General features: G+C 67.0%; 17 protein-coding genes. 15 read left to right on the forward strand and 2 right to left on the reverse strand.

Annotation, left to right across the window (positions count from 1 at the left end):
* Nucleotides 1-64 precede the first annotated feature (64 nt).
* Genes ACZ42P_RS09185 through ACZ42P_RS09210 form a run of 6 tightly spaced genes read left to right on the forward strand, consistent with a single transcriptional unit; the run spans nt 65 to nt 5,758 of the window.
* Nucleotides 65-1,837, forward strand: a complete 1,773-nt coding sequence (locus ACZ42P_RS09185; protein ID WP_464897257.1) for a bifunctional alpha/beta hydrolase/class I SAM-dependent methyltransferase — start codon at nt 65-67, stop codon at nt 1,835-1,837.
* The gene (locus tag ACZ42P_RS09190) at nt 1,837-3,153 is read left to right on the forward strand and encodes a phosphatase PAP2/dual specificity phosphatase family protein (RefSeq protein WP_464897258.1); all 1,317 of its coding nucleotides are present in this window, start codon (nt 1,837-1,839) and stop codon (nt 3,151-3,153) included. The genes ACZ42P_RS09185 and ACZ42P_RS09190 overlap by 1 nt, the downstream gene beginning before the upstream one ends.
* On the forward strand, nt 3,140-3,550 hold the full coding sequence (locus ACZ42P_RS09195; protein ID WP_464897259.1) for a hypothetical protein: 411 nt from the start codon (nt 3,140-3,142) through the stop codon (nt 3,548-3,550). The genes ACZ42P_RS09190 and ACZ42P_RS09195 overlap by 14 nt, the downstream gene beginning before the upstream one ends.
* 23 nt (nt 3,551-3,573) lie before the next feature.
* Nucleotides 3,574-4,179, forward strand: a complete 606-nt coding sequence (locus tag ACZ42P_RS09200; protein ID WP_464897260.1) for a CDP-alcohol phosphatidyltransferase family protein — start codon at nt 3,574-3,576, stop codon at nt 4,177-4,179.
* A complete protein-coding gene (locus ACZ42P_RS09205; protein WP_464897261.1) occupies nt 4,176-5,117 on the forward strand; it encodes a phosphatidate cytidylyltransferase in 942 nt (313 codons plus the stop codon). The genes ACZ42P_RS09200 and ACZ42P_RS09205 overlap by 4 nt, the downstream gene beginning before the upstream one ends.
* Nucleotides 5,117-5,758 (forward strand): lysophospholipid acyltransferase family protein, encoded by a 642-nt coding sequence (locus tag ACZ42P_RS09210; RefSeq protein WP_464897262.1) that lies wholly within the window; start codon nt 5,117-5,119, stop codon nt 5,756-5,758. Before ACZ42P_RS09205 ends, ACZ42P_RS09210 begins: the two co-directional genes overlap by 1 nt.
* A 1-nt stretch (nt 5,759) precedes the next feature.
* On the opposite strand, the gene lipA is transcribed toward ACZ42P_RS09210, so the two are convergent.
* Complete coding sequence (lipA, locus tag ACZ42P_RS09215) at nt 5,760-6,701, reverse strand: lipoyl synthase (RefSeq protein ID WP_464897263.1); 942 nt, start codon at nt 6,699-6,701, stop codon at nt 5,760-5,762.
* 306 nt (nt 6,702-7,007) lie between these two features.
* Here lipA and gltB point away from each other — a divergent pair, with 306 nt between their 5' ends.
* The 3 genes from gltB to hemE all read left to right on the forward strand — a co-directional run bounded on the left by gltB (nt 7,008) and on the right by hemE (nt 14,031).
* Nucleotides 7,008-11,459, forward strand: a complete 4,452-nt coding sequence (gene gltB, locus ACZ42P_RS09220) for a glutamate synthase large subunit (RefSeq protein WP_464897264.1) — start codon at nt 7,008-7,010, stop codon at nt 11,457-11,459.
* 61 nt (nt 11,460-11,520) lie between these two features.
* Nucleotides 11,521-12,927: a glutamate synthase subunit beta gene (locus ACZ42P_RS09225; RefSeq protein ID WP_464897265.1), complete on the forward strand. Its 1,407-nt coding sequence runs from the start codon at nt 11,521-11,523 to the stop codon at nt 12,925-12,927.
* Nucleotides 12,928-12,972: 45 nt separating this feature from the next.
* On the forward strand, nt 12,973-14,031 hold the full coding sequence (gene hemE, locus ACZ42P_RS09230) for a uroporphyrinogen decarboxylase (protein WP_464897266.1): 1,059 nt from the start codon (nt 12,973-12,975) through the stop codon (nt 14,029-14,031).
* Nucleotides 14,032-14,034: 3 nt separating this feature from the next.
* Here hemE and ACZ42P_RS09235 read toward each other — a convergent pair whose 3' ends face one another.
* Nucleotides 14,035-15,627 (reverse strand): GGDEF domain-containing response regulator, encoded by a 1,593-nt coding sequence (locus ACZ42P_RS09235; RefSeq protein WP_464897267.1) that lies wholly within the window; start codon nt 15,625-15,627, stop codon nt 14,035-14,037.
* A gap of 330 nt (nt 15,628-15,957) precedes the next feature.
* Between ACZ42P_RS09235 and ACZ42P_RS09240 the strand changes: the two genes are divergently transcribed.
* The 6 genes from ACZ42P_RS09240 (at nt 15,958) to ACZ42P_RS09265 (ending at nt 23,797) form a co-directional block, all read left to right on the forward strand.
* Nucleotides 15,958-18,153 (forward strand): primosomal protein N', encoded by a 2,196-nt coding sequence (locus ACZ42P_RS09240; RefSeq protein ID WP_464899393.1) that lies wholly within the window; start codon nt 15,958-15,960, stop codon nt 18,151-18,153.
* A gap of 43 nt (nt 18,154-18,196) precedes the next feature.
* Complete coding sequence (gene argS, locus ACZ42P_RS09245; protein WP_464897268.1) at nt 18,197-19,921, forward strand: arginine--tRNA ligase; 1,725 nt, start codon at nt 18,197-18,199, stop codon at nt 19,919-19,921.
* A 24-nt stretch (nt 19,922-19,945) separates the two neighbouring features.
* Entirely contained in the window at nt 19,946-20,518 is a 573-nt protein-coding gene (locus ACZ42P_RS09250) for an SPOR domain-containing protein (protein ID WP_464897269.1), read from the forward strand.
* Between the two features lie 36 nt (nt 20,519-20,554).
* Complete coding sequence (locus ACZ42P_RS09255; protein WP_464897270.1) at nt 20,555-21,208, forward strand: thiol:disulfide interchange protein DsbA/DsbL; 654 nt, start codon at nt 20,555-20,557, stop codon at nt 21,206-21,208.
* 18 nt (nt 21,209-21,226) lie between these two features.
* Nucleotides 21,227-21,877, forward strand: coding sequence for a response regulator (locus ACZ42P_RS09260; RefSeq protein ID WP_464897271.1), 651 nt, complete (start codon nt 21,227-21,229; stop codon nt 21,875-21,877).
* Between the two features lie 285 nt (nt 21,878-22,162).
* Nucleotides 22,163-23,797 (forward strand): acetolactate synthase large subunit, encoded by a 1,635-nt coding sequence (locus ACZ42P_RS09265; protein ID WP_464897272.1) that lies wholly within the window; start codon nt 22,163-22,165, stop codon nt 23,795-23,797.
* Nucleotides 23,798-23,810 lie beyond the last annotated feature (13 nt).

Raw genomic sequence — 23,810 nt, forward strand, 5'->3', positions numbered from 1 at the left:
GCCCTTGCCGCGGGAATATGACAAATGATATTCTTGGGTGCATCCCAACAGCATAGGCCCGCCCATGACCGGAAACCCGCCCCTGACCCGGCGTCCCCTGGAAGAACGCAGCTTCCTGACCCATGACGGCGTGCAACTGTTTTACCGCCATTGGCCCGCCGTCAGCCCCAGGCCGCGGGGCGCCGTCGTGCTGTTCCACCGTGGCCATGAGCATTCCGGGCGCATGGCCCACCTGGTGGATGAACTGGATCTGCCGGACTTCGCCTTTTTCGCCTGGGATGCCAGGGGGCACGGCCGCTCCCCCGGCGCCCGCGGTTTCAGTCCCAGCCTCGGCACCTCGGTCCGGGATGTGCAGACCTTCATCGAGCACATCCAGTCCGAGCATGGCCTGGCGGAGGAGGATCTGGCCGTGGTGGCGCAAAGCGTGGGCGCGGTCCTGGTGGCCACCTGGGCCCACGACTACGCGCCCCGGATCCGGTGCATGGTGCTGGCCTCGCCGGCCTTCAAGGTCAAGCTGTACGTGCCCTTTGCGCGCCCCGCCCTGCGCCTGATGCACCGGCTGCGCGGCAATTTTTTCGTCAACAGCTACGTCAAGGCGAAATTCCTGTCCCACGATCCCGCGCGCGTCGCCAGCTACAACAGCGACCCGCTGATCACCCGCCCAATTTCCGTCAACATCCTTCTGGCGCTATATGAAACTGCCGAGCGCGTCGTGGCGGATGCCGCCGCCATCACCATTCCGACCCAGCTCCTGATCTCGGGCGCCGACCGGGTGGTGCATCACGCGCCGCAGCACCGCTTTTTCCAACGGCTGGGGGCCCCCGTCAAGGAGAAGCACGTCTTCGACGGCTTTTTTCATGACACCCTGGGCGAGAGGGATCGTGCCCTGGCCCTATACAGGGTGCGCAACTTCATTCTTGCCCGCTTCGCGGCCCCCTGGCGGCGTCCCGATCTGACCCAGGCCCATGTCACCGGCTACACCGCCGAGGAAGCGGCGCGGCTCGCGACCCCCTTGCCCGCGCTTTCGCCACGCGGCCTGTACTGGACGCTCACCCGCCTGTGGCTGAGATTCCCGGGCAGTCTGTCACGGGGCATCCGGCTCGGCCATGAAACCGGCTTCGATTCCGGTTCGACCCTGGACTACGTGTATGCCAACCAGGCCCAGGGCACGACGCCCCTCGGGCGGATGATCGATCGCTGGTACCTGGACGCCATTGGCTGGCGCGGGATTCGTCAGCGCAAAGTCCACCTCGAGGAACTGATACAGCTCGCCGCGACCCGCCTGCGTGAAGCCGGAGAACCGGTGCACGTGCTGGACATCGCCGCCGGCCATGGCCGTTACGTGCTGGAAGCATTTGAGCGCGGTGCCATTGAGCGGCCCGACTCGCTGACCCTGCGCGACTACAGTGAGATCAACGTCGCAGCCGGCACGGCCCTGATCGCCGAGAAGAACATGGGGGATTTCGCGCGCTTCATCCGGGCCGACGCCTTCGATCCGGACAGCATTGCCGCCACCGATCCACGCCCCACCCTAGGCGTCGTGTCCGGCCTGTATGAACTGTTTCCGGACAATGCGCTGATCCAGCGTTCCCTGAGCGGCCTCGCGCGTGCCCTGCCCAAGGGCGGCTATCTGGTCTACACCGGGCAGCCCTGGCATCCGCAACTGGAATCCATCGCCCGTGCCCTGACCAGTCACCGCAACGGCATGCCCTGGGTCATGCGCCGCCGCACCCAGGAGGAAATGGATCAACTGGTGCGCGCGGCGGGCTTCCGCAAGATCACCCAGCGCATCGACGAGTGGGGGATTTTCACGGTCTCCCTGGCGCAGCGGATGTGATGAACGGGAAACCTGCCGGGCGCCCCTGGAAAACGGCCCTTGCCTGGCTGATTTTTCTCGCGCCGTTCTTCTTTCTCACCTACGGCACCGCCAACACCCTCGCGGCGCGGCGCGACGGCGTGCCGTCCATCGTGTTCGACTGGGAGCGACACATCCCGTTCTGGGACTGGAGCATCCTGCCTTACTGGTCCATCGATGTGCTGTATGGCGTGTCCCTGTTTCTGTGCGCCACGCGGGCGCAACTGAATGTTCATGTGCGGCGCCTGATCACCGCGCAGGGGATTGCGGTCACCTGCTTTCTGCTGTTTCCCCTCACTTTCAGCTTCGAGCGTCCTCCGACCACGGGCTGGACCGGCAGCTTGTTCACCCTGCTGGCCGGTTTCGACAAGCCCTTCAACCAGGCGCCGTCGCTGCACATCGCGCTGCTGGTCATCCTGTGGGTGCTTTATGCCCAACACCTGCGCGGCCGCTGGCGCTGGCTGTTGCACGCCTGGTTCACCCTGATCGGCATCTCGGTGCTCACCACCTATCAGCACCACTTTTTCGACGTGCCCACCGGCCTGCTCCTTGGCTGGCTGTGCGTGTGGGCATGGCCGGAACATCGGGCGAGCCCCCTGAGCCAGGGGCACATCACTTCGGACCCACGCCGGCGCATGCTGGCGGTGCGCTATGCGCTGGGGGCAGGCCTGTGCGCGCTGGTGGCCAGCGGCCTCGGCGGCGGCTGGCTGTGGCTGTGGTGGCCGGCCGTGTCCCTGCTCCTGGTCGCGGCGGCCTATCTCGCCCTGGGTCCGGAAGGTCTGCAGAAGAATCCGGACGGCCGGTTCTCGCCGGCAGCGGCCTGGCTGCTTGCGCCCTATGTTCTGGGAGCCTGGCTCAACAGCCGATGGTGGACACGCCATGGCCCGCCCTTCGCCGAGGTGGTGCCGGGACTCTGGCTCGGCCGGCTGCCCGCTTCGGGCGACGCAGTCTGGCAGAAAGTGGCCACGGTGATCGATCTCACCGCCGAACTGCCCCTGCGCCCCCCGGCTTCGGGCCATACGGCGGTCGTCTCGCTGCCCATGCTGGATCTGGTGGTCCCGCCCCAGGCGATACTCCGGCAGGCGGTGGACGCCATCGAGACGGCACACGCCCGGGGGCCGGTGCTGGTCTGCTGCGCCTTAGGCTACTCCCGCAGCGCCCTGGCCGTCGCCGCCTATCTGACGCGGCGGGGCCACGATCCGGCCCGGGCAGTGCGCCTGGTCGCCCGGGCACGGCCGGCCGTCGTCCTGACGCCAGCCCACCTCTCCACCCTGCAGGCGGTCCATGCTACAAGCTGACAGGAGGACCCGGTGGTCACTGGAAATCGTGGTGGCGGCCCTGCGGGCCTGCCGCCTGCTTGCCCTGTTATCCCTGCTGTTCACCGCCATCGCCCTCTCGCCCTGGCTGGGTGCCACGCCGGTCCTGCAGCGCGCTGCGATCCTGCTGCTGGGCATGGGCGCGCTGGGATTTGCCGTGCGCGTCGCCATTGACGAGCACCTGTTTCGCCGCATGCTGGAGACCGGCCCGGATCTCTCGGCCCTGGACGCCGCGCTGGGCGCACTGGGATGGCTCGAGTCCGGCAAGGCGGGGCGCCCCCTGACGCTGCGCTTTCACGGCGCCCTGCGCCTGGCGCGCTGGCAGGCCGGCCTGACCCTGCTACAGGGCCTCCTCGCGGTGACGGCGCTTTCCCCATGAGGTTTCCCCACCAGGCCAAAAGCATGCCCAGCATTTACCAGCTCAAGCCCGCATTCCAGCAACTGTTGCGCCCGCTGACGGGTACCCTGGCGCGCGCAGGGGTCACCGCCAATCAGGTGACGATCGCAGCCATGCTGCTCTCCTTCGCCGTCGGCGTCTGCCTGTGGCGATGGCCCAGGGAAACATGGCCTTTGCTGGTGGTGCCCCTGTTCCTGATCCTGCGCATGGCGCTCAATGCCATAGACGGCATGCTGGCGCGGGAGCATGGGCAGAAGAGTGCGCTGGGCGCGCTCCTCAACGAGCTGGGCGATGTGTTCTCGGATGCCGCGTTGTATCTGCCCTTCGCGCTGCTGCCGGGTTTTTCTCCCACCCTGGTGGTTCTCGTGGTGCTGTTGGCGACCATCAGTGAAATGACCGGCGTGGTGGCGGTCCAGATCGGTGCCAGCCGGCGCTACGACGGGCCCATGGGCAAAAGCGATCGCGCCTTCGTGTTCGGTGCGCTGGCGCTGGCGCTGGGCCTGGGCGTGCCACCGGGTCCATGGATCGATGGGCTCATGGTCGTGATGCTGGCGCTGCTGGTTCTCACCACGCTCAACCGGGCGCGCGCCGCCCTCAGGGAGAGCCGATGATGGCCGACCATTTGCAGTCCAACGTCCTGTGGGGGCTGGCCGGTCTTCTGCTGGTCCTGGTGGTAGCCACCCTCATCGTGGCGCTGCTCGTTGCCACCCACCGCGACCGGGATTACCAGGAACTCAAGCTGCGCATGCGCTCCTGGTGGGTCATGATAGGCATCTTTACCGGCGCCATGCTGCTGTCCCCCATGGCGGCCGTCGTGTTCTGGGCCTTCGTCAGCTTTCTCGCGCTGAAGGAGTATCTCTCCCTGATCCCGACGCGACGCGCCGACCGGCGGGTACTGTTCTGGGCCTATCTCGCCATTCCGGTGCATTACTACTGGGTGGCCATCGCCTGGTACGGCATGTTCGTTATTTTCATTCCGGTGTACATGTTTCTGCTGCTGCCGCTGCGCATGGTCATCATCGGTGAGACCGAGGGCTTTCTGCGCGCAGCCGGGACCCTGCATTGGGGCATGATGACCACCGTGTTCAGTCTGAGTCACCTGGCCTATCTGCTGGTGCTCGACCCCAAGGGGAATCCGGCCGGCGGCGGTGCCGGCCTGCTGCTGTATCTGGTGTTCCTCACCGAGTTCAACGACGTGGCGCAATACACCTGGGGCAAGCTGTTCGGCAGGCACAAGGTGATTCCCAGGGTCAGTCCGAACAAGACCTGGGAGGGGCTGGTGGGCGGCATCGTCACAACCGTGCTGCTGGCCGTCCTGATCGCACCGTGGCTGACCCCCCTGAGCCTCCCGGAGGCCCTCGGCGCCGGACTGATCATCGGTGTGTTCGGCTTCGTCGGTGACGTCACCATTTCCGCCCTCAAGCGTGACATCAAGGTGAAGGACAGCGGCAGCCTGATTCCCGGCCACGGCGGCGTGCTGGATCGTATCGACAGCCTGACCTATACCGCGCCGCTGTTCTTCCACTACGTGTACTACCTGCACTACTGATGTGGCTGCGGGCCCTGCAACTGCTGTTTTTCGCCCTGCTGGTGCGCCCCCTGGTGCTGATCGTCATCGGGCTCAACGTGCGTCACCGGGAACGCCTGCCGCAGGACGGACCGGCGGTCATCGTCGCCAACCACAACAGCCATCTCGACACCCTGGTGTTGATGTCGCTGTTTCCCCTGGCACGCCTGCGCCGGCTGCGGCCGGTGGCCGCCGCCGATTATTTTCTCCGTAACCGTTTGATCGCCTGGTTTTCCCTCAACATCATCGGCATCGTGCCGATTGCGCGGGACGGCACAGGGGAACGGGATCCCCTCGCCCCGGCCAGCGCGGCCCTGGCCGAGGGCGACATCCTGATCCTGTTTCCGGAGGGTTCCCGCGGCGAGCCGGAGCAATTGGCGGAATTCAAGTCGGGCGTGGCGCATCTGGCCAAGCGCCACAAGGGGGTGCCCGTGGTGCCGGTATTTCTGCACGGCCTGGGCAAATCGCTGCCCAAGGGGGAGGCACTGCTCGTGCCCTTCTTTTGCGACGTGTTCGTCGGCACGCCGCTCTATTGGGAAGGCAACAAGCGCGGGTTTCTGTCCGCCCTGGAAGGGCAGATCAATGCCCTTGCCGCCGAAGGCAACTTTCCACCCTGGACCTGACTCAGGCGATGCCCGCCGCCTGCAGGTCTGCGTGGTAGGAGCTGCGCACCATGGGGCCGCAGGCGGCGTTGGCGAAGCCCATGGCCTGTGCCGCCCGCTGGAAGGCCTGGAACTGCTCCGGTGTGACGAAGCGCTTCACCGGCAGGTGATGCCGGGACGGCTGCAGATACTGGCCGAGGGTGAGCATGTCCACCTCGTGGGCGCGCAGGTCGCGCATGACCTCGAGGATCTCCTCGTCCGTCTCGCCCAGGCCCACCATCAGCCCGGACTTGGTGGGAACCCTGGGATGGCGTGCCTTGAACGCCTGGAGCAGGTGCAGTGAATGGGCGTAATCCGCGCCCGGACGCGCGGCCTTGTACAGGCGGGGCACGGTTTCCAGGTTGTGGTTCAGCACGTCCGGCGGCGCACCGGAAAGGATGTCCAGGGCCAGCTCCAGCCGGCCGCGGAAATCGGGCACCAGGATTTCGATCCGGGTAGCGGGGGAGGTTTCGCGCACCGCCCGGATGCAGTCCACGAAATGCTGCGCCCCGCCATCGCGCAGATCGTCCCGGTCCACGCTGGTGATCACCACGTAGCGCAGGCGCAGGGCAGCGATGGTCTCGGCCAGGTGCGCCGGTTCCTCCGGGTCGGGCGGCCGGGGTTTGCCGTGGGCCACGTCACAGAAGGGGCAGCGGCGCGTGCACACGTCACCCAGAATCATGAAAGTGGCCGTGCCATGGGAAAAGCACTCGCCGATGTTGGGACAGGAGGCTTCCTCGCACACCGTGTGCAGCCCCTGGCTGCGCAGGATCTCCTTGATCTCGAAGAACCGGGGACTGTTGGGTGACTTGGCGCGGATCCAGGCCGGTTTCCTGGCCACCGGTTCCGGCACGATCTTCACCGGAATGCGCGCGGTCTTGGCAGCGCCCCGCTGGGCAGTGGGATTTTTGCGGTCGTCTGTCATCTGATTTCCAGGCACAGGCATCGAACCGGACATTCCGGGACCGGCCCAGCCCGTGGTTCAGGCCCGGTCGCCCCCGGCGGCAGCGGCCCACGCGCGTGACCCCCATGGCGCCATGGATATCCTGGGGGACAGCCCGGCAGACACCCCGGGCAATCGCGGCACCAAACCGTCCGGCGTTTTCCCCGCGCCCCGGCAACCTCTGAGCGGTAAGGGTTTTGCCGGGGCGCACCCTGCTCCCGCGTTGCCCCGGGGCTTCCTTCCCGGTTAGAATCGTGAACTTTTCACCGAATTTTGCAGGGTTTGGCGATGAACAGACAGAGCTGGCTGGAGGGCACCCTCTACCGCCCGGATTTCGAGCAGGACAGCTGCGGTTTCGGCTTGATGGCGCAAATGGATGATAAGCCAAGCCATTGGCTGGTGCAAACCGCGATCAACTCGCTGGCATGCCTCACCCACCGCGGTGCGGTGGCCGCCGACGGCAAGTCCGGCGACGGCTGCGGCCTGCTGTTCAAGAAACCCGATGCCTTCCTGCGCGCGGTGGCCAGGGAGGCGGGCTTCACGCTCCGGGAGAAATACGCCGCAGCGCTGGTGTTCCTGAACACCGATGCCACGCTCGCCCTCACCGCGCGGGACATCTTAAGCCGCGAACTCGCCGCCCAGGGGCTGGAGGTGGCGGGCTTCCGGCCGGTGCCCATCAATCCCGAGGCCTGCGGCGAGTACGCCCTCGCCACCCTGCCCGTGATCGAGCAGGTGTTCGTGAATTGCCCGGATGACGTTTCCGAAGACGTCTTCGAGCGCCGGCTGTTCATCGCCCGCCGCCGGGCGGAAAAGGCCATCGAGCCGACGGATCCCACCTTCTACATCCCCACCCTGTCGTCCCGGGTGGTGGCCTACAAGGGGCTGGTGATGCCGGCCAATCTGCCGGTGTTCTACCCGGATCTGCGCGACGAGCGTTTCGCCTCCAGCCTGGCGGTGTATCACCAGCGCTTCTCCACCAATACCTGGCCCCAGTGGCGGCTGGCCCAGCCTTTCCGCTATCTCGCCCACAACGGCGAGATCAACACGCTGCAGGGCAACCGCAACTGGTCCCGGGCGCGCGAGATGAAGCTCGCCTCGCCCCTCATTCCCAACATGGACGACGTGCGGCCCCTGGTGAACACCACGGGCTCCGACTCTTCCAGCCTGGACAACATGCTGGAAGGCCTGCTCATGGGCGGGGTGCCCCTGTTCCGCGCGCTGCGCATGCTGATGCCGCCCGCCTGGCAGAACGTGGACGACATGGACCCGGACCTGCGCGCCTTCTACGAATACAACTCCATGCACATGGAGCCGTGGGACGGCCCCGCGGGCATCGTGCTCACCGACGGCCGCTATGGCGCCTGCGCCCTGGACCGCAACGGTCTGCGCCCGGCGCGTTATGTGGTGACCAAGGACCGCTATCTCACCATCGCCTCGGAAGTGGGGGTATGGGATTACAAGCCGGAGAACGTGGCCATCAAGGGCCGCATCAAGCCCGGCGAGATCGTGGCGGTGGACCTGGCCACGGGCCGCCTGCTGCTGCCCCAGGACATCGACGACGAGCTCAAGCGCGCCCAGCCCTACCGCCAGTGGCTGAAGGAAAACGTGCGCTATCTGGAGTCCTCCCTCACCCAGGCGCAGACCATGCCCCTCATGGATGCCCACGAGGTGCTGGTGCACCAGAAGCTGTTCAACGTCACCTTCGAGGAACGCGACCAGGTGATCCGCGTGCTGGCGGAGGATGGCCAGGAGGCCGTCGGTTCCATGGGCGATGACACCCCCATGGCGGTGCTGTCGCAGATGGTGCGCTCGCCCTTCGATTACCTGCGCCAGCAGTTCGCCCAGGTGACCAATCCGCCCATCGACCCGATCCGCGAAGCCATCGTCATGTCGCTCAAGACCTGCTTCGGTCCGGAGCGCAACCTGTTCGAGGAAACGCCGGAACACGCACGCCGCATCGAGGTGCATTCGCCGGTGCTCACCCATGAGAAGTTCGTCTTCCTCACGGAGCAGGCCGGTCCGGAATACCGGTCGGTCACGCTGGATCTCAACTACGACCCGGGCAAGACCCACCTGAAGGCCGCCATCGAGGCGCTCGCACAGCAGGCAGTGGAGGCGGTACGCAAGGGAGCCGTGATCGTCGTGCTGTCCGACCGGGCCATCGCCCGCGACCGGCTGCCCATCCACGCCCTGTTCGCCGTGGGGGCGGTGCACCACGCCCTGATCCGCGCCGGGCTGCGCTGCGACTGCAACATCATCGTGGAGACGGGCACGGCGCGCGATCCCCATCATTTCGCCTGCCTGATCGGCTACGGCGCCACGGCCGTGTATCCCTATCTCGCCTATCAGGTGATCCATGACCTGATCCGCAGCCACGAGATCAGGGAAACGCTGGAGGAGGCCATCGCCCATTACGTGAAGGGCATCAACAAGGGCCTGCTCAAGATCACCTCCAAGATGGGCATCTCCACCATCGCCTCCTACCGCGGCGCCCAGCTGTTCGAGGCAGTGGGCATGCACGAGGAGGTGGTGGATCTGTGTCTCGCGGGCACGGTGAGCCGCATCTCCGGGGCCAACTTCGAGGACTTCGAGCAGGACCAGAAACAGCTCGCCCGCCACGCCTTCGATCCGCGCAAGCCCCTGTCCCAGGGCGGCCTGCTGAAGTTCATCTTCGGCGGCGAATACCATGCCTACAACCCGGACGTGGTGATGCAACTGCAGAAGGCGGTGCAGAACGGCGACTACGAGGAATACAAGAAATACGCCGACCTGGTGAACAACCGGCCGGTGGCCATGCTGCGGGACCTGATGAAGCTGCGCACCGGCATTTCGCCCATCCCCCTGGAGGAAGTGGAGCCCATCGAGAACATCCTGAAGCGCTTCGATTCGGCGGGCATGTCCCTGGGCGCGCTCTCTCCCGAAGCCCACGAGGCCCTGGCAGAGGCCATGAACCGCCTGGGCGGCCGCTCCAATTCCGGCGAGGGCGGGGAGGATCCGGCGCGCTACGGCACCATCAAGATGTCCAAGATCAAGCAGGTGGCCTCCGGCCGCTTCGGCGTCACGCCCCACTATCTGGTGAACGCGGAAGTGCTGCAGATCAAGATCGCCCAGGGCGCCAAACCCGGCGAGGGCGGACAGCTCCCGGGCGACAAGGTCTCGCCCATGATCGCCCGCCTGCGCTGCTCCAAGCCGGGTATTTCCCTGATCTCCCCGCCGCCCCACCACGACATCTATTCCATCGAGGACCTGGCCCAGCTCATCTTCGATCTCAAGCAGGTCAATCCGGAGGCGCTGGTCTCGGTGAAACTGGTGGCGGAACCCGGTGTGGGTACCGTCGCCGCGGGCGTGGCCAAGGCCTATGCCGACCTCATCACCATTTCCGGCTACGACGGCGGCACCGGCGCCTCCCCCCTGACCAGCGTGAAATACGCCGGCACGCCCTGGGAGCTGGGGCTTACGGAAACCCAGCAGGTGCTGCGCGCCAACGGCCTGCGCGGCCGGGTGCGGGTGCAAACGGACGGCGGTCTCAAGACCGGCATGGATGTGGTCAAGGCCGCCATTTTGGGTGCGGAGTCCTTCGGCTTCGGCACCGGCCCCATGGTGGCCCTGGGCTGCAAATACCTGCGCATCTGCCATCTCAACAACTGCGCCACCGGCGTGGCCACCCAGGATGCGCGCCTGCGTCAGAAATACTTCATCGGCCTGCCCCAGATGGTGATGAACTATTTCACCTTCATCGCCATGGAAACGCGCGAGCTGATGGCGAGCCTGGGCGTGCGCACCATGGAGGAACTCATCGGCCGCACGGACCTGCTGGAGCTCATGGAGGGCCAGACGTCCAAGCAGAAACGCCTGACCCTCGGCGTGCTGCTCGACCAGGGCGACATTCCCGAATCCGAGCCCAAGTTCTGCGTGCAGGAACGCAACCCCTCCTTTGACAAGGGCGAGCTGGCGGAAAAAATGGTTGCGGACGCCCGCGAGGCGATCCGGGACAAAAAGCCGATCCGCCTGTTCTATCCCATCCACAATACCAACCGCTCCATCGGCGCCCGCCTGTCCGGCGAGATCGCGCGCATCCACGGTGCCGAAGGGCTGCCGGAAGACTGCATCCACATCAAGCTGGTGGGCAGCGCGGGCCAGAGCTTCGGGGTGTGGAATCACAAGGGTCTGACCCTGGAGCTGGAAGGGGATGCCAACGACTACGTGGGCAAGGGCATGGCGGGCGGCCGCATCATCATCTATCCGCCGCGCTCGTCCACTTTCGCCGCCCACCAGGCGGCCATCATCGGCAACACCTGTCTCTACGGGGCCACCGGCGGCCGCCTCAATGCGGCGGGTGTGGCGGGCGAGCGTTTCGCCGTGCGCAATTCCGGCGCAGTGGCGGTGGTGGAAGGCGCCGGCGACCACTGCTGCGAATACATGACCGGCGGCTGCGTGATCGTGCTGGGCAACGTCGGGCTCAACTTCGGCGCCGGCATGACCGGCGGCTTCGCCCTGGTGTATGACGAGGACGGCGGCTTCGCACGGCGCTACAACAACGAGCTGATCGACATCCACCGCATCACCAACGAATCCACCGAGGAATACCGCCAGTTCCTGCGGGAGAAAATCGAGGAGCACGTGGCGCTCACGGGCAGCCGGCGCGGCCAGGACCTCCTGGCCGACTTCGACAATGCGGTGGCGAAGTTCTACCTGGCCAAGCCCAAGGCGCTCAAGCTGGACAGCCTGCTGAAGGACTGAAGCCGCGCCGGGGCTTCGGTCCATCCGCGGGAACAATGACCTGTTTTGTGGAAAGCAGACGATGGGTGACGTTTTTCAGTTTTTGAACGTGCCGCGCCGGGATGGCAACAAGACGGCGGTGGAAGTGCGCATCAGGCAGTTCAGGGAAATCTATGCGCCTTTCGACGCCGCGCAGGCGGCGGAACAGGCGGAGCGCTGCCTGGGCTGCGGCAACCCCTATTGCGAGTGGAAATGTCCCGTCCACAACTACATCCCCAACTGGCTCAAGCTGGTGGCGGAAGGCAATCTGCTGGAGGCGGCGGAGCTCTCCCACAAGACCAACTCCCTGCCCGAGATCTGCGGCCGGGTGTGTCCCCAGGACCGCCTGTGCGAGGGCGCCTGCACCCTAAACCAGGGCGGCTTCGGTGCGGTGACCATCGGCGCGGTGGAGAAATACATCTCGGACGAAGCCTTCAAGCTGGGCTGGCGCCCGGACCTCTCGGAGGTCACCCCCACCGGCAGGCGGGTGGCGGTGGTGGGCGCGGGGCCGGCGGGCCTGGCCTGCGCCGACGTGCTGGTGCGCAACGGCGTCACGCCCGTGGTCTATGACCGCTACGACGAAATCGGCGGCCTGCTCACCTTCGGCATCCCGGAATTCAAGCTGGAGAAGGAAGTCGTCCGGCGCCGGCGCGCCATCATGGAGGGCATGGGCATCACCTTCGTGCTCAACACCGAGATCGGCCGCGACATTCCCTTCCAGAATCTGCTGGACGAATACGACGCGGTCTTCCTCGGCATGGGCACCTACACCTACATGAAGGGCGGCTTCCCGGGCGAGGAGCTGCCGGGGGTGTACGAAGCGCTGCCCTTCCTCATCTCCAACGTGCGCCACTGCCTGGGGCTGCCCCCCAACGACACCGGCTACATTTCCATGGAAGGCCAGCGCGTGGTGGTGCTGGGTGGCGGCGACACCGCCATGGACTGCAACCGCACCGCCATCCGCCAGGGCGCGAAATCCGTGGTCTGTGCCTATCGCCGTGACGAGGCCAACATGCCCGGTTCCCGCCGGGAGGTGGCCAACGCCAAGGAAGAGGGCGTGCAGTTCCTGTGGAACCGCCAGCCGGTGGAAATCGTCGGCAACGGCAAGGTGGAGGGTGTGAAGCTGGTCACCACCGAGCTCGGTGCGCCGGATGCCCGCGGCCGGCGCATGCCCCAGGTGGTGCCGGGCTCCGAGGAGATCATTCCCTGCGACCGGGTGATCATCGCCTTTGGCTTCCGCCCCAATCCCCAGCCGTGGTTTGCGGAATTCGGCATCACCACCGACCAGGCCGGTCGGGTGGTGGCCAGAGGCCATGCCCACCCTTACCAGACCGCCAATCCCAAGGTGTTCGCCGGCGGCGACATGGTGCGCGGCTCGGACCTGGTGGTCACCGCAGTATGGGAAGGCCGGCAGGCGGCGGAGGGCATCCTTGCTTACCTCAACGTCTGACGCCCCACGGCGCCGCGGCGGCGCCCCGGGTCTTCGGGGGTCTCGATGAAGCCCCGGAACGACACCTTCCTGCGTGCCCTGCTCAAGGAGCCGGTGCCCTACACGCCCATCTGGATCATGCGCCAGGCGGGCCGCTATCTGCCGGAATACAACGAGACGCGCGCCCGCGCCGGCTCTTTCCTCGATCTGTGCAAGAACCCGGACTACTGCACCGAAGTCACGCTGCAGCCCATCGCCCGCTTCGGGCTGGATGCCGCCATCCTGTTCTCGGACATCCTCACCATTCCGGATGCCATGGGTTTGGGGCTGTATTTCGCCGAAGGCGAAGGCCCCAAGTTCGAGCGGCCCCTGCGCGAGGAATGGGAGATTCGCGATCTCGCCGCCCCCGATCCCGAAATCCAGCTGGGCTACGTGCTGGATGCCGTGCGCCAGATCCGTAAGGCGCTGGACAACGAGGTGCCGCTGATCGGTTTTTCCGGCAGCCCCTTCACCCTCGCCTGCTACATGGTGGAGGGGGGCGGCTCGGACGATTTCCGCACCACCAAGACCATGCTCTACCGGCGGCCGGATCTGCTGCACCGCATCCTGGAGGTGAACACCCGGGCGGTGACCGATTACCTCAATGCCCAGATCCGCGCCGGCGCCCAGGCCGTGCAGATCTTCGACACCTGGGGCGGCATGCTGTCCTCACGCGCCTATGAGGAATTCTCCCTGGCCTATCTGCGGCAGGTGGTGGCCGGCCTCATCCGCGAACACGAAGGCGTGCGCGTGCCGTCCATCGTCTTCACCAAGGGCGGTGGTGTGTGGCTGGAAAAGATCGCCGCCATCGGCTGCGATGCGGTGGGGCTGGACTGGACCTGCGACATCGGCGAGGCACGCAGGCGGGTGGGACACCGCGTGGCGCTGCAGGGCAACATGGATCCCATGGTGCTGTTCGCCGGCCCGGAGGTGGTGCGCGAGGAAGCCCATCGCATTCTCAAGTCCTACGGTCAGGGCTCCGGGCACGTGTTCAACCTGGGCCATGGCGTCTCCCAGTTCACGCCGCCGGAAAGCGTGGCCGCGCTGGTGGACGCGGTGCACGAGCTCTCCCGCCCCTTTCACTGAGCCTTACTCCGGCGCCAGCACCAGCCGGTTGCGTCCTGCGCGCTTGGCTTCGTAGAGTGCATGGTCTGCCGCCTCGATCAGGGCATCGCTGCTGCCGTGGGCGGGAAAGCCCGCGATGCCGCCGCTGGCGGTGGTGTGGAAGAAGCTGTCCCGGAAGGGGTGGCGCACCCGGCTGAAGTCCTCGCGGATGCGGTCCATGATGGCGAATGCCTGGGCCGGGGAGGTGTGGGGCAGGGCGATCAGGAATTCCTCACCGCCGTAACGGCAGAGGAGATCGCTGCGGCGCAGCCGCTGACGCAGCAGCCAGGACAGACTGCGGATCACCTGGTCCCCCACCGGATGCCCGTAGCTGTCGTTCACCTGCTTGAAGTGGTCGATGTCCATCATCACCACCGACAGGGACGTCCCTTCCCCTCGCAGATTGGAGAGCAGCACGTCCAGAGTGTTCTTGCCGCTGGTGTGGTTGAGCAGCCCGGTCAGGCTGTCGTGGTACATGGTGCGGCGCATGGCGCGGTAACGCTCGATCTGGGTGCGCACCACCGCGTTGAGGAACACCGGATTGAAGGGCTTGGTGAGGAAATGGTCGCCGCCCAGGCGCATGGCGTCCACCTGCAGCGCGACATTGGTCTCGCCGGACAGATACACGATGGGCACGCTCAGGAACTCCGGATGCTCGCGGATCACCCGCGTGAGCTCCACGCCCGTGCAGCCCGGCATGTACATGTCCATCAGCACCAGATCGGGATTGAACCGCTTCAGGGCAGACAGGGCCTCGCGCGGATCCTGCACGACCTCGCAGGCGGTGCCGTTTTCTTCCAGGGTGCGCCGGATGAGATGGCCGGCCGTGCGGGAGTCCTCCACGATCAGCACCCGGCCCGCTTCCTGATCCTGGCGCTGGCGCAGTTCCAGGATGCGTTCCACGAGCGCGTGGAGGGGCGTTCCCTCCAGCAGGCAGTGATCGGCGCCGCCCGCCAGGAGCGGGTGGATTTCCTCGAAGTCGGAGCGCACCCCCAGGCAGAGGATCTGGCTGCCCGGCCGGCTCGCCCGCAACTGCTCCACCCGGGCGCGCCATTCGCCCAGCGGCAGGCTGCGCAGGTCCAGGAGCAGAAGCGCCGCGTCCCCCTGGGGCAACGCCTCACCCCAGCGCAAGAAGCCCACGGGGGTGCCGAAGTGACCCAGCTGCTCCAGAAGGGCACGCCAGCGCTCCGGCTCGTGACCGATCAGCCAGCCCTGGGCTTCGGCTGAAAGGGCCGCGGCGGCGCCACTCGTTCGCCGGCGCTCCGGCCGCCCGGCCGCCGCCTCGACCTGGGCCTCCACCTGGGCGGTGAGGGCCGCCAGGCGCCGTGCCAGATCCGCCCACGCCGCCTCCGGCAGGGGATGGCTCACCTCCGGCTCGAACAGGGCCAGCACCGCCTGCTCCAGCTCATGACTGGCGTGGGAGAGGGCCGTGGCCCGCGTCTCGCGCAGGAACTCGGCGAGACTGTTGACGCCCACCGCCAGTTCCACGAAATGTTCCAGGGTGGGAGCTTCGCCATAGCGCCGCCAGGCATCGTGGACGAGTTGAAGGCGGCGCAGCAGGGTGGGTGGGACAGGCATGGCAGGGGGCGCGGGCGAGTGGCTCCTTATAGCCCTATTCCTCCCGCGCGTAAAGCCCAGGCCGGCAGCCCGGAAAGCCCATGGGGGCGGGCTTTTCAGCGTTCACTTATGCACAGATCCCGGGCCGATGGCAAATAGGCGCATCTTTGCAGAGGTTTTCTCAAGACCTGCGCGCAATTTACTGAATAGTATGTGATTTTGCCGCTGGCGCGGCGCTTTCGCGCTGCTTCCGCTTGACAGGTGAATGATTTTGCGCCCCGCCGCGCAAGACTATGCACAAAGTTATCCACAGCCCGCCGGGCCGCTAGAATACGGCCTTCCCAGCCATCCATTGCCATGCCCATCGCCCGCGTCGCCCTCGACGTTCCCGTCCCGGCCCCCTTCGATTACCTGGCCCCCACCGCCCTGGCGGAGGACGTGGGACGCCTGGCGGTGGTGCCCTTCGGCCGGCGCACCCTGGTGGGCGTCATCGTGGCCCTCACGGAAGCCCCCACCGTCGAGGGCGTGCGCCTCAAGCCCGTCAGCCGCATCCTGCGCGAGCTGCCGCCCCTGCCCGGGGACGTGCTCGAGCTGGCGGCCTTCTGCAGCAGCTATTACCACCATCCCCTGGGCCAGGTGCTGGCGACCCTCGTGCCCCAGCGCCTGCGCCGTCCCCGGCCGGCGCGGGTCGCCGAGCCCTGCTGGCGCCTCACCGAAGCGGGCCGGGCGGTGGAGCCGGCCAGCCTGCCGGCGCGTGCCGCGGTGCGCCGCAGGCTGCTGGCCGCCCTGCAGGCCCGGGGCGCCCTGTCCCGGGAGGATCTGCTTGCCCTCTCTCCGGGTGCACCCCGGGCCCTGCGCGATTTCCTCGCTCTGGGCTGGGTGGAAGCGGCCACCGCGCCCCTGAAGGTGGAGGCGCCAGCCGCCGCCTATCCGGCCCCAACCCCGCCGCCGCTGAATGCGGACCAACAGGCCGCGCTGGAGGCGGTGCGCGCGGCCGGTCCGGGCTTCGTACCCTGGCTGCTCCTGGGCGTCACCGGCAGCGGCAAGACCGAGGTCTATCTGCACCTCATCGCCGACGTCCTGGCCCAGGGCAGGCAGGCGCTGGTACTGGTGCCCGAAATCAATCTCACTCCCCAGACCGAGGCGCGCTTTCGCAGCCGGTTTCCGCAAGCCGTCATCGTCAGCCTGCACAGCCACCTCGCCGAAGGCGAGCGCCTGCGCCACTGGCTGCTGGCGGCCGAGGGCCGTGCGGCCATCGTGCTGGGCACGCGCCTGGCGGTGTTCACGCCCATGCCCGAGCTCGGGCTCATCGTGGTGGACGAGGAACACGACGCCTCCTTCAAGCAGCAGGATGGCCTGCGCTACAGCGCCCGGGACGTGGCGGTGTTCCGTGCCCGGCAGCGGGGGGTGCCGGTGATCCTGGGTTCGGCCACCCCGTCGCTGGAAAGCTGGCACAACGCGATGAACGGCCGCTACCGGCTGCTGCGACTGGCCACGCGCGCGGTGGCAGCGGCGCGTCCGCCACGCCTCACCCTCATCGACTTGCGGCGGGAGCCCGTCACGGAAGGGCTCACCGCGCCCCTGGTGCGCGCCCTCAAGGACCGCCTGCAGCGCGGCGAGCAGAGTCTCGTGTTCATCAACCGGCGCGGCTATGCGCCCGCCCTCACCTGCCATGCCTGCGGCTGGCTTGCGGGCTGTCCCCGCTGCGCCGTGAAGCTGGTGGTACACCTCGGCGAGGGGCGTTTGCGTTGCCACCACTGCGGACACGAAAGCGCCATTCCCCGCCAGTGTCCCGCCTGCGGCGCCCTGGAGCTCGCGCCCCTGGGACAGGGTACCCAGCGCCTGGAACAGACCCTGCAACGCTTTCTGCCGAAGGCGCGCATCCTGCGCGTGGACCGGGACAGCACCCGCCGCCGTGACGCCCTGCCGGAGATGCTGCGGCGGGTGCAGGCAGGCGAGGTGGACATTCTGGTGGGCACCCAGATGCTCACCAAGGGCCACGATTTTCCCCGGCTGACCCTGGTGGGCATCCTCAATGCGGACAGCGGCCTGTACAGCGCCGACTTCCGTGCCTCGGAACGCCTGTTTGCCCAGCTTCTGCAGGTGGCCGGGCGCGCCGGGCGCGCCTCCGGTAACGGCGAGGTGCTGATCCAGACGGCCTTTCCCGCCCACCCTCTGTTCACCGCTCTCACCCACGGCGACTATGGCGAGTTCGCCAACGCGCTGCTCGCCGAGCGCGAGGCCCTCGGGCTGCCGCCCTTCACCTTCCAGGCGCTGCTGCGCGCGGAAGCCCATCGCATGGAGACCACCCTGGACTTCCTGCGCGAGGCGGCGGCGCGGGCCCCCCGCTGGCCGGGCGTGCGCGTGTACGATCCCGTGCCGGCGCTTCTCGCGCGACTGGCTGGCAAGGAACGGGCGCAGCTTCTGGTGGAATCCGCCTCGCGCAGCCTCCTGCAAAAATTCCTCGCCGAGTGGATGGCCGCCCTGGCGGGGGAGAGGACGCACAGCGTGCGCTGGGCGCTGGACGTGGACCCCCTGGAGCCCTGAACCCGCGCGCGGGCGGTATAATCGGGTTTTTCGTGCGCCCATCATGTCCGATCTCAAGTCCCATCTCGTCGAACTGTTGTCCGATGCCGTGCGCGTGGTCGCGCCGGACACGCCCGTGACCATCGAGGTCCTGCCCACACGCCAGGCCGCCCACGGAGACCTGGCGTGCAACGTGGCGATGCAGCTCGCCAAGGTCCTGGCGCGCAATCCGCGCGAGGTGGCGCGCGACATCGTGGACGCACTGCCCCTTTCGCCCTGGGTGGAGAAGGTGGAGATCGCCGGCGCGGGCTTCATCAATTTCTTCTTCAGCCAGGCCGCCAAGCAGCGTGTCGTGCCGTTGATCCTCACCCAGGGGGAAGCCTTCGGACGCGGCCGGCCCCGGGGCGTGAAGGTCCAGGTGGAGTTCGTGTCGGCCAATCCCACCGGGCCGCTCCATGTGGGACACGGACGGGGCGCGGCCTACGGCGCATCCCTGTCCAACGTGCTCGCCGCGGCGGGCTATGACGTCACGCGCGAGTTCTACGTGAACGACGCGGGTCGGCAGATGGACATCCTGGCGCTGTCCACCTGGCTGCGCTATCTGGAGTTGAACGGCATCAACGTTCCCTTCCCGCCCAACGCCTATCAGGGCGAATACGTGCGCGACATGGCGCGCATCATCCACGCCCACCATGGCGACCGTTACGTGCACGAGCCCTGGCACGTGCTGGATGGCGCCCCTTCCGTGGAAGAGGACCCGGAAGGCCACCTGGACCAGCTCATCGCCAACGCCAAGCGGCTGCTGGGCGAAGACTATGCCTATGTGCACAACCTCGCCCTCACCGAGCAGCTGGGTGACTGCCGCAACGACCTCACCGAGTTCGGCGTGGTGTTCGACAACTGGTTCTCGGAGAAATCCCTGTACGAAAGCGGCCTGGTGGCGCGCGCCATCGACCTGCTGGAAAGCCGCGGCCACCTCTACCGCCAGGACGGTGCGCTGTGGTTCCGCTCCACCGCCTTCGGTGACGAGAAGGACCGCGTGGTGCAGCGGGAAAACGGCCAGTACACCTATTTCGCCTCCGACATCGCCTACCACCTGAACAAGTTCGAGCGGGGTTTTGACCGGGTGATCGATGTCTGGGGCGCCGACCATCACGGTTACGTGGCGCGGGTGAAGGGCGCATTGACCGCCCTGGGGCTCGATGCCGAGCGTCTCACGGTGGCCCTGGTGCAGTTCGCGGTGCTCTACCGGGGCAAGGAAAAGGTGCCCATGTCCACGCGCGCCGGCGAATTCGTCACCCTGCGCGAACTGCGCAACGAGGTGGGCAACGATGCTGCACGTTTCTTCTATGTGTTGCGCAAGTCGGACCAGCACCTGGATTTCGATCTGGAACTGGCCAAGGCCCAGAGCAACGAAAACCCGGTCTATTACATCCAGTATGCCCACGCCCGCGCGGTGAGCGTGCTCACCCGCTGGGGGGGTGATCCCGGTCTGCTGGCCCAGGCGGACGTGTCGCGTCTGGTGAGCCCCCACGAGCTTGCCTTGGCGAAGCGGCTGGACGGCTATCCGGAAGTGGTGGAGACCGCCGCACGGGAACTCGCGCCCCATCACATCGCCTACTATCTGCGTGATCTCGCCGGCGATTTCCACACCTACTACAATGCCGAGCAGTTTCTGGTGGAGGACGAGGCGACCCGGCTCGCGCGGCTGGCCCTGGTGGCGGCGGCACGCCAGGTGATCGCCAACGGGCTGGGCCTGCTGGGTGTGTCGGCACCCGACAAGATGTAAGCCCCCGAGATCGACGAAGGAGCCATGAGCAAGGACTACAAACCCCGCAGCGCGCCCCGTTCCCGGAGGGCCAATCCGATGCTGACCGGCATCCTGATCGGCATCGTCATCGGGCTGGGGGCGGCCATCGCCGTGGCCTGGTATGTGCCGTCGCTCACGCGCGGCTTCCGTCAGCCGGAGCCGCCGCCCGCCGCCAAACCGGAGCCGGCGAAACCCGCGCCTCAGGCCGCCGCCCGGCCCGAGGCGGAAACGCACAAGCCGCGCTTCGACTTCTACAACATCCTGCCGGGCACGGAAGAGCCGGTGACCGACCAGGAGGTGAAACAGCCGGCGCCGGGGGCGCAGGAGCAGTTCTTCCTGCAGGCAGGCGCCTTCCAGAACCAGAGCGAGGCCGACAACCTCAAGGCGCGCCTGGCCCTCATGGGGGTGGAAGCCACGGTGCAAAGCGCCGATCTGCCGGACAAGGGGGTGTGGCATCGCGTGCGCATCGGCCCCTTCGCCAGCGTGGACGAGATGTCCAAGGTACGGGCCACGCTGGCCCAGAATGGCATTCAGGCCACCCTGGTGAAAGTGAAGGAAGCCCCGGGCGCGCGCTGACCCGCCTTTGATACCCACTTCCGAGGAGCCTCCGCCATGATCCATCGCCGCCGCTTCCTGAGCCTCGCCGCCGCCGGCGCAGCGCTTGTCTGCCTGCCTCCCGGCCTGGCGCGCGCCGCCGTGGCCGCAGGCCGCGACTACGCCCTGGTGGAATTCCCCCAGCCCACCCTGGATCCCAAGCGGGTCGAGGTGCTGGAGCTCTTCTATTACGGCTGCCCCCACTGCTTCGAGCTGGAACCCCTGCTCAACCAGTGGCTCAAGCGCCTGCCGCGCCACGCCTATTTCCGGCGCATGCCGGCCATCTTCAACGACGCCTGGGTCCCCCTGGCCAAGGCCTACTACGCCGCGGAGGCCCTCGGCGTGCTGGACAAGCTCCACGGTGACCTGTTCAACGCCATCCACCTGCAGGGCATCAACCTCAACAAGCGCGACACCCTGCTGCGCTTCGTGGCCCAGCGCGGCGTCGATGCCACCCGCTTCGGCGCCGCCTACGATTCCTTCGGCGTGCAGGCCAAGGTGCAGCAGGCGCGCGACCTCACCAGCGCCTATGGCATCGAGGGCGTGCCCTCCATGATCGTGGACGGCAAGTACCGCACCTCCAGCAGCATGACCGGCAGCCACGAAAAGCTCTTCCCGGTGCTTGACGAACTCATCGCCCTTGCCTGGAAACAGCACGGGGCGAAACGATGACGCAGCAGTGAGACGCCCATGACCATTCGCGTGATCCTGGTGGACGACCATCCGCTGTTCCGCAAGGGCCTGGAACACCTGTTCGCGAGCGAACCGGACGTGGCGATCACCGGGCAATTCGCCACCCTGGCCGAGGCCCGCAAGTGGCTGCAGGAAGGCGGGCAGGCGGACGTGGCCCTGCTCGATCGCGGCCTCCCCGACGGCGACGGCCTGTCTCTGGTCGGCGATTTCCGGCGCGCGGGCCTGCGCGTGGTCATGCTCACCATCGCCGACGAGGATCGCGAGATCCGCGACGCCATCGAGCGGGGCGTGGATGGCTACATCCTCAAATCCAGCGAGCCCGAACAGATCCTCCAGGCCATCCGCTCGGTGCATGCCGGCCACAGCATGCTACCCGCCCACATCATGCAGAAGATGGCGCGCGGGGAACTGGCCCAGAACGTGTTCGACAAACTGTCCCAGCGCGAGCTGGAGATCGTCACCTATGTGGCGCGGGGCATGAGCAACCGCGCCATCGGCGAAGCCCTGGGCCTGTCCGAGAATACCGTGCGCAACCACCTGCGCAGCATTCTGGACAAGCTGGGCCTGGCCAACCGGGTCCAGGTGGCCACCCTGGCCCTGGAACAGGGTCTGGTGCGCCGTCGCGATAGCGGCAAACCCCAAGGCTGACGCGGGCGGCTCGACCACCCCCCGGGCGCCCGGGAGGCCACGCCCGGGGTTGCAGCAACCCCGGGGCACGGGGAAGCGGCCCACCCGCCTGGCGCAGGCGCCCAGCTGCAGTTAGTTGATTAGGACTAGACAGCCCTGGTTTTTGTGTTATATTGGCAGGGCAAGTGTGATGCTTGTTTCTGTTCAACTAGTGCTTTCCGCCCCGACTCCCCTCGGGGCTTTTTTTTGCCCCGCAGCCGCAAGCCCGAATGCTATGCTCCCACCGGAGCGTGTGGAGGCGAAACGATGAAAGCGGCGGAACTGCTCGTGCGCTGCCTGGAAGAGGAAGGCGTGCGCTTCATCTACGGCGTGCCGGGCGAGGAAAACCTGGACGTGATGGACGCCCTGCTCGGTTCGTCCATCCGTTTCATCACCACCCGCCATGAGCAGGGCGCGGCCTTCATGGCCGACGTGGAGGGTCGGCTCACCGGACGGCCGGGGGTATGCCTGTCCACCCTGGGGCCGGGGGCCACCAACCTGGTCACCGGCGTGGCCGACGCCAACCTGGACCATGCCCCCCTGGTGGCCATCGCCGGCCAGGCCGCCACCAACCGCCTGCACAAGGAGTCGCACCAGGTGCTGGATCTGGTGAATCTGTTCCAGCCCATCACCAAATACGCCACCCAGATCCTCAATCCGGAAATCATCCCGGAGGTGGTGCGCAAGGCCTTCAAGACCGCCGGCAGCGCCAAGCAGGGCGCCTGTTTCATCGAATTCCCGGAAAACATTGCCCACATCGCCGACGTCGAGGCACGGCCGCTGCGCCCGGTGCCGGTGACCCTGCCCCATCCCGCGCCGGAGCGGGTGGTGGCGGTGGCCGAGGTGATCAGCCAGGCCCAGTTTCCCCTGATTTTGGCCGGCAACGGGGTGGTGCGTGCACGCTGCTGCGACGCCCTGGTGGCCTTTGCCGAAAAGCTCAACATCCCGGTGGTGAGTACCTTCATGGCCAAGGGGGCGATCCCGGATTCCCATCGTCTGTCCCTGGGCACGGTGGGCCTGCAGGCCCACGATTACGTCTCCTGCGGCTTCGATCGGGCCGACGTCATCATATGCGTGGGCTACGACCTGGTGGAATATCCGCCCCGGCTGTGGCACCGCTCGGGGGACCGCAAGATCCTCCACATCGACACCCATCCGGCGGAAGTGGATGCCTTCTACCAGGTGACGGACGGCGCGCTGGGGGATTTCCGTGCCACCCTCGCCGCCGTGGCCGGACAGGCCCGGCCCTACCACGGGGCGCTGCACGAGCGCCTGCACGAGACCATTCTGCGCGAGCTGCACGCGGACGACGATGACGTGGAGTTCCCGGTCAAGCCCCAGCGCATCGTCGCCGACCTGCGCCGGGCACTCGGTCCCGAGGACATCGTCATCTGCGACGTGGGGGCCCACAAGATGTGGATGGCGCGCATGTATCCCTGTGAGCGCCCCAATACCTGCATCATCTCCAACGGCTTCGCCAGCATGGGCATCGCCGTCCCGGGCGCGGTGGCGGCCAAGCTCAATTTTCCCGAGCGCAAGGTGGTGGCGGTGACGGGGGACGCCGGCTTCCTGATGAATTCCCAGGAAATCGAGACCGCCATGCGCCTGAAGCTGCCCCTGGTGATCCTGATCTGGAACGACGAGTCCTACGGGCTCATCGAATGGAAGCAACAGATCCACTTCGGCCGCACCGCCCACGTGCGCTTCACCAATCCGGATTTCGTGAAATACGCCCAGGCCTTCGGTGCGCGCGGCTGGCGCATCTCGCGCACGGAGGAACTGCTGCCGGTGCTGCACGAAGCCCTGGCCTGCGACACCGTGGCCATCATCGACTGCCCGGTGGACTATCGGGAAAACCTGCGGCTGACCCAGAAGCTGGGGGAGATGGTCTGCCCCATCTGATCCGAACGGGCGC

Source organism: Thiobacter subterraneus, assembly GCF_055379455.1.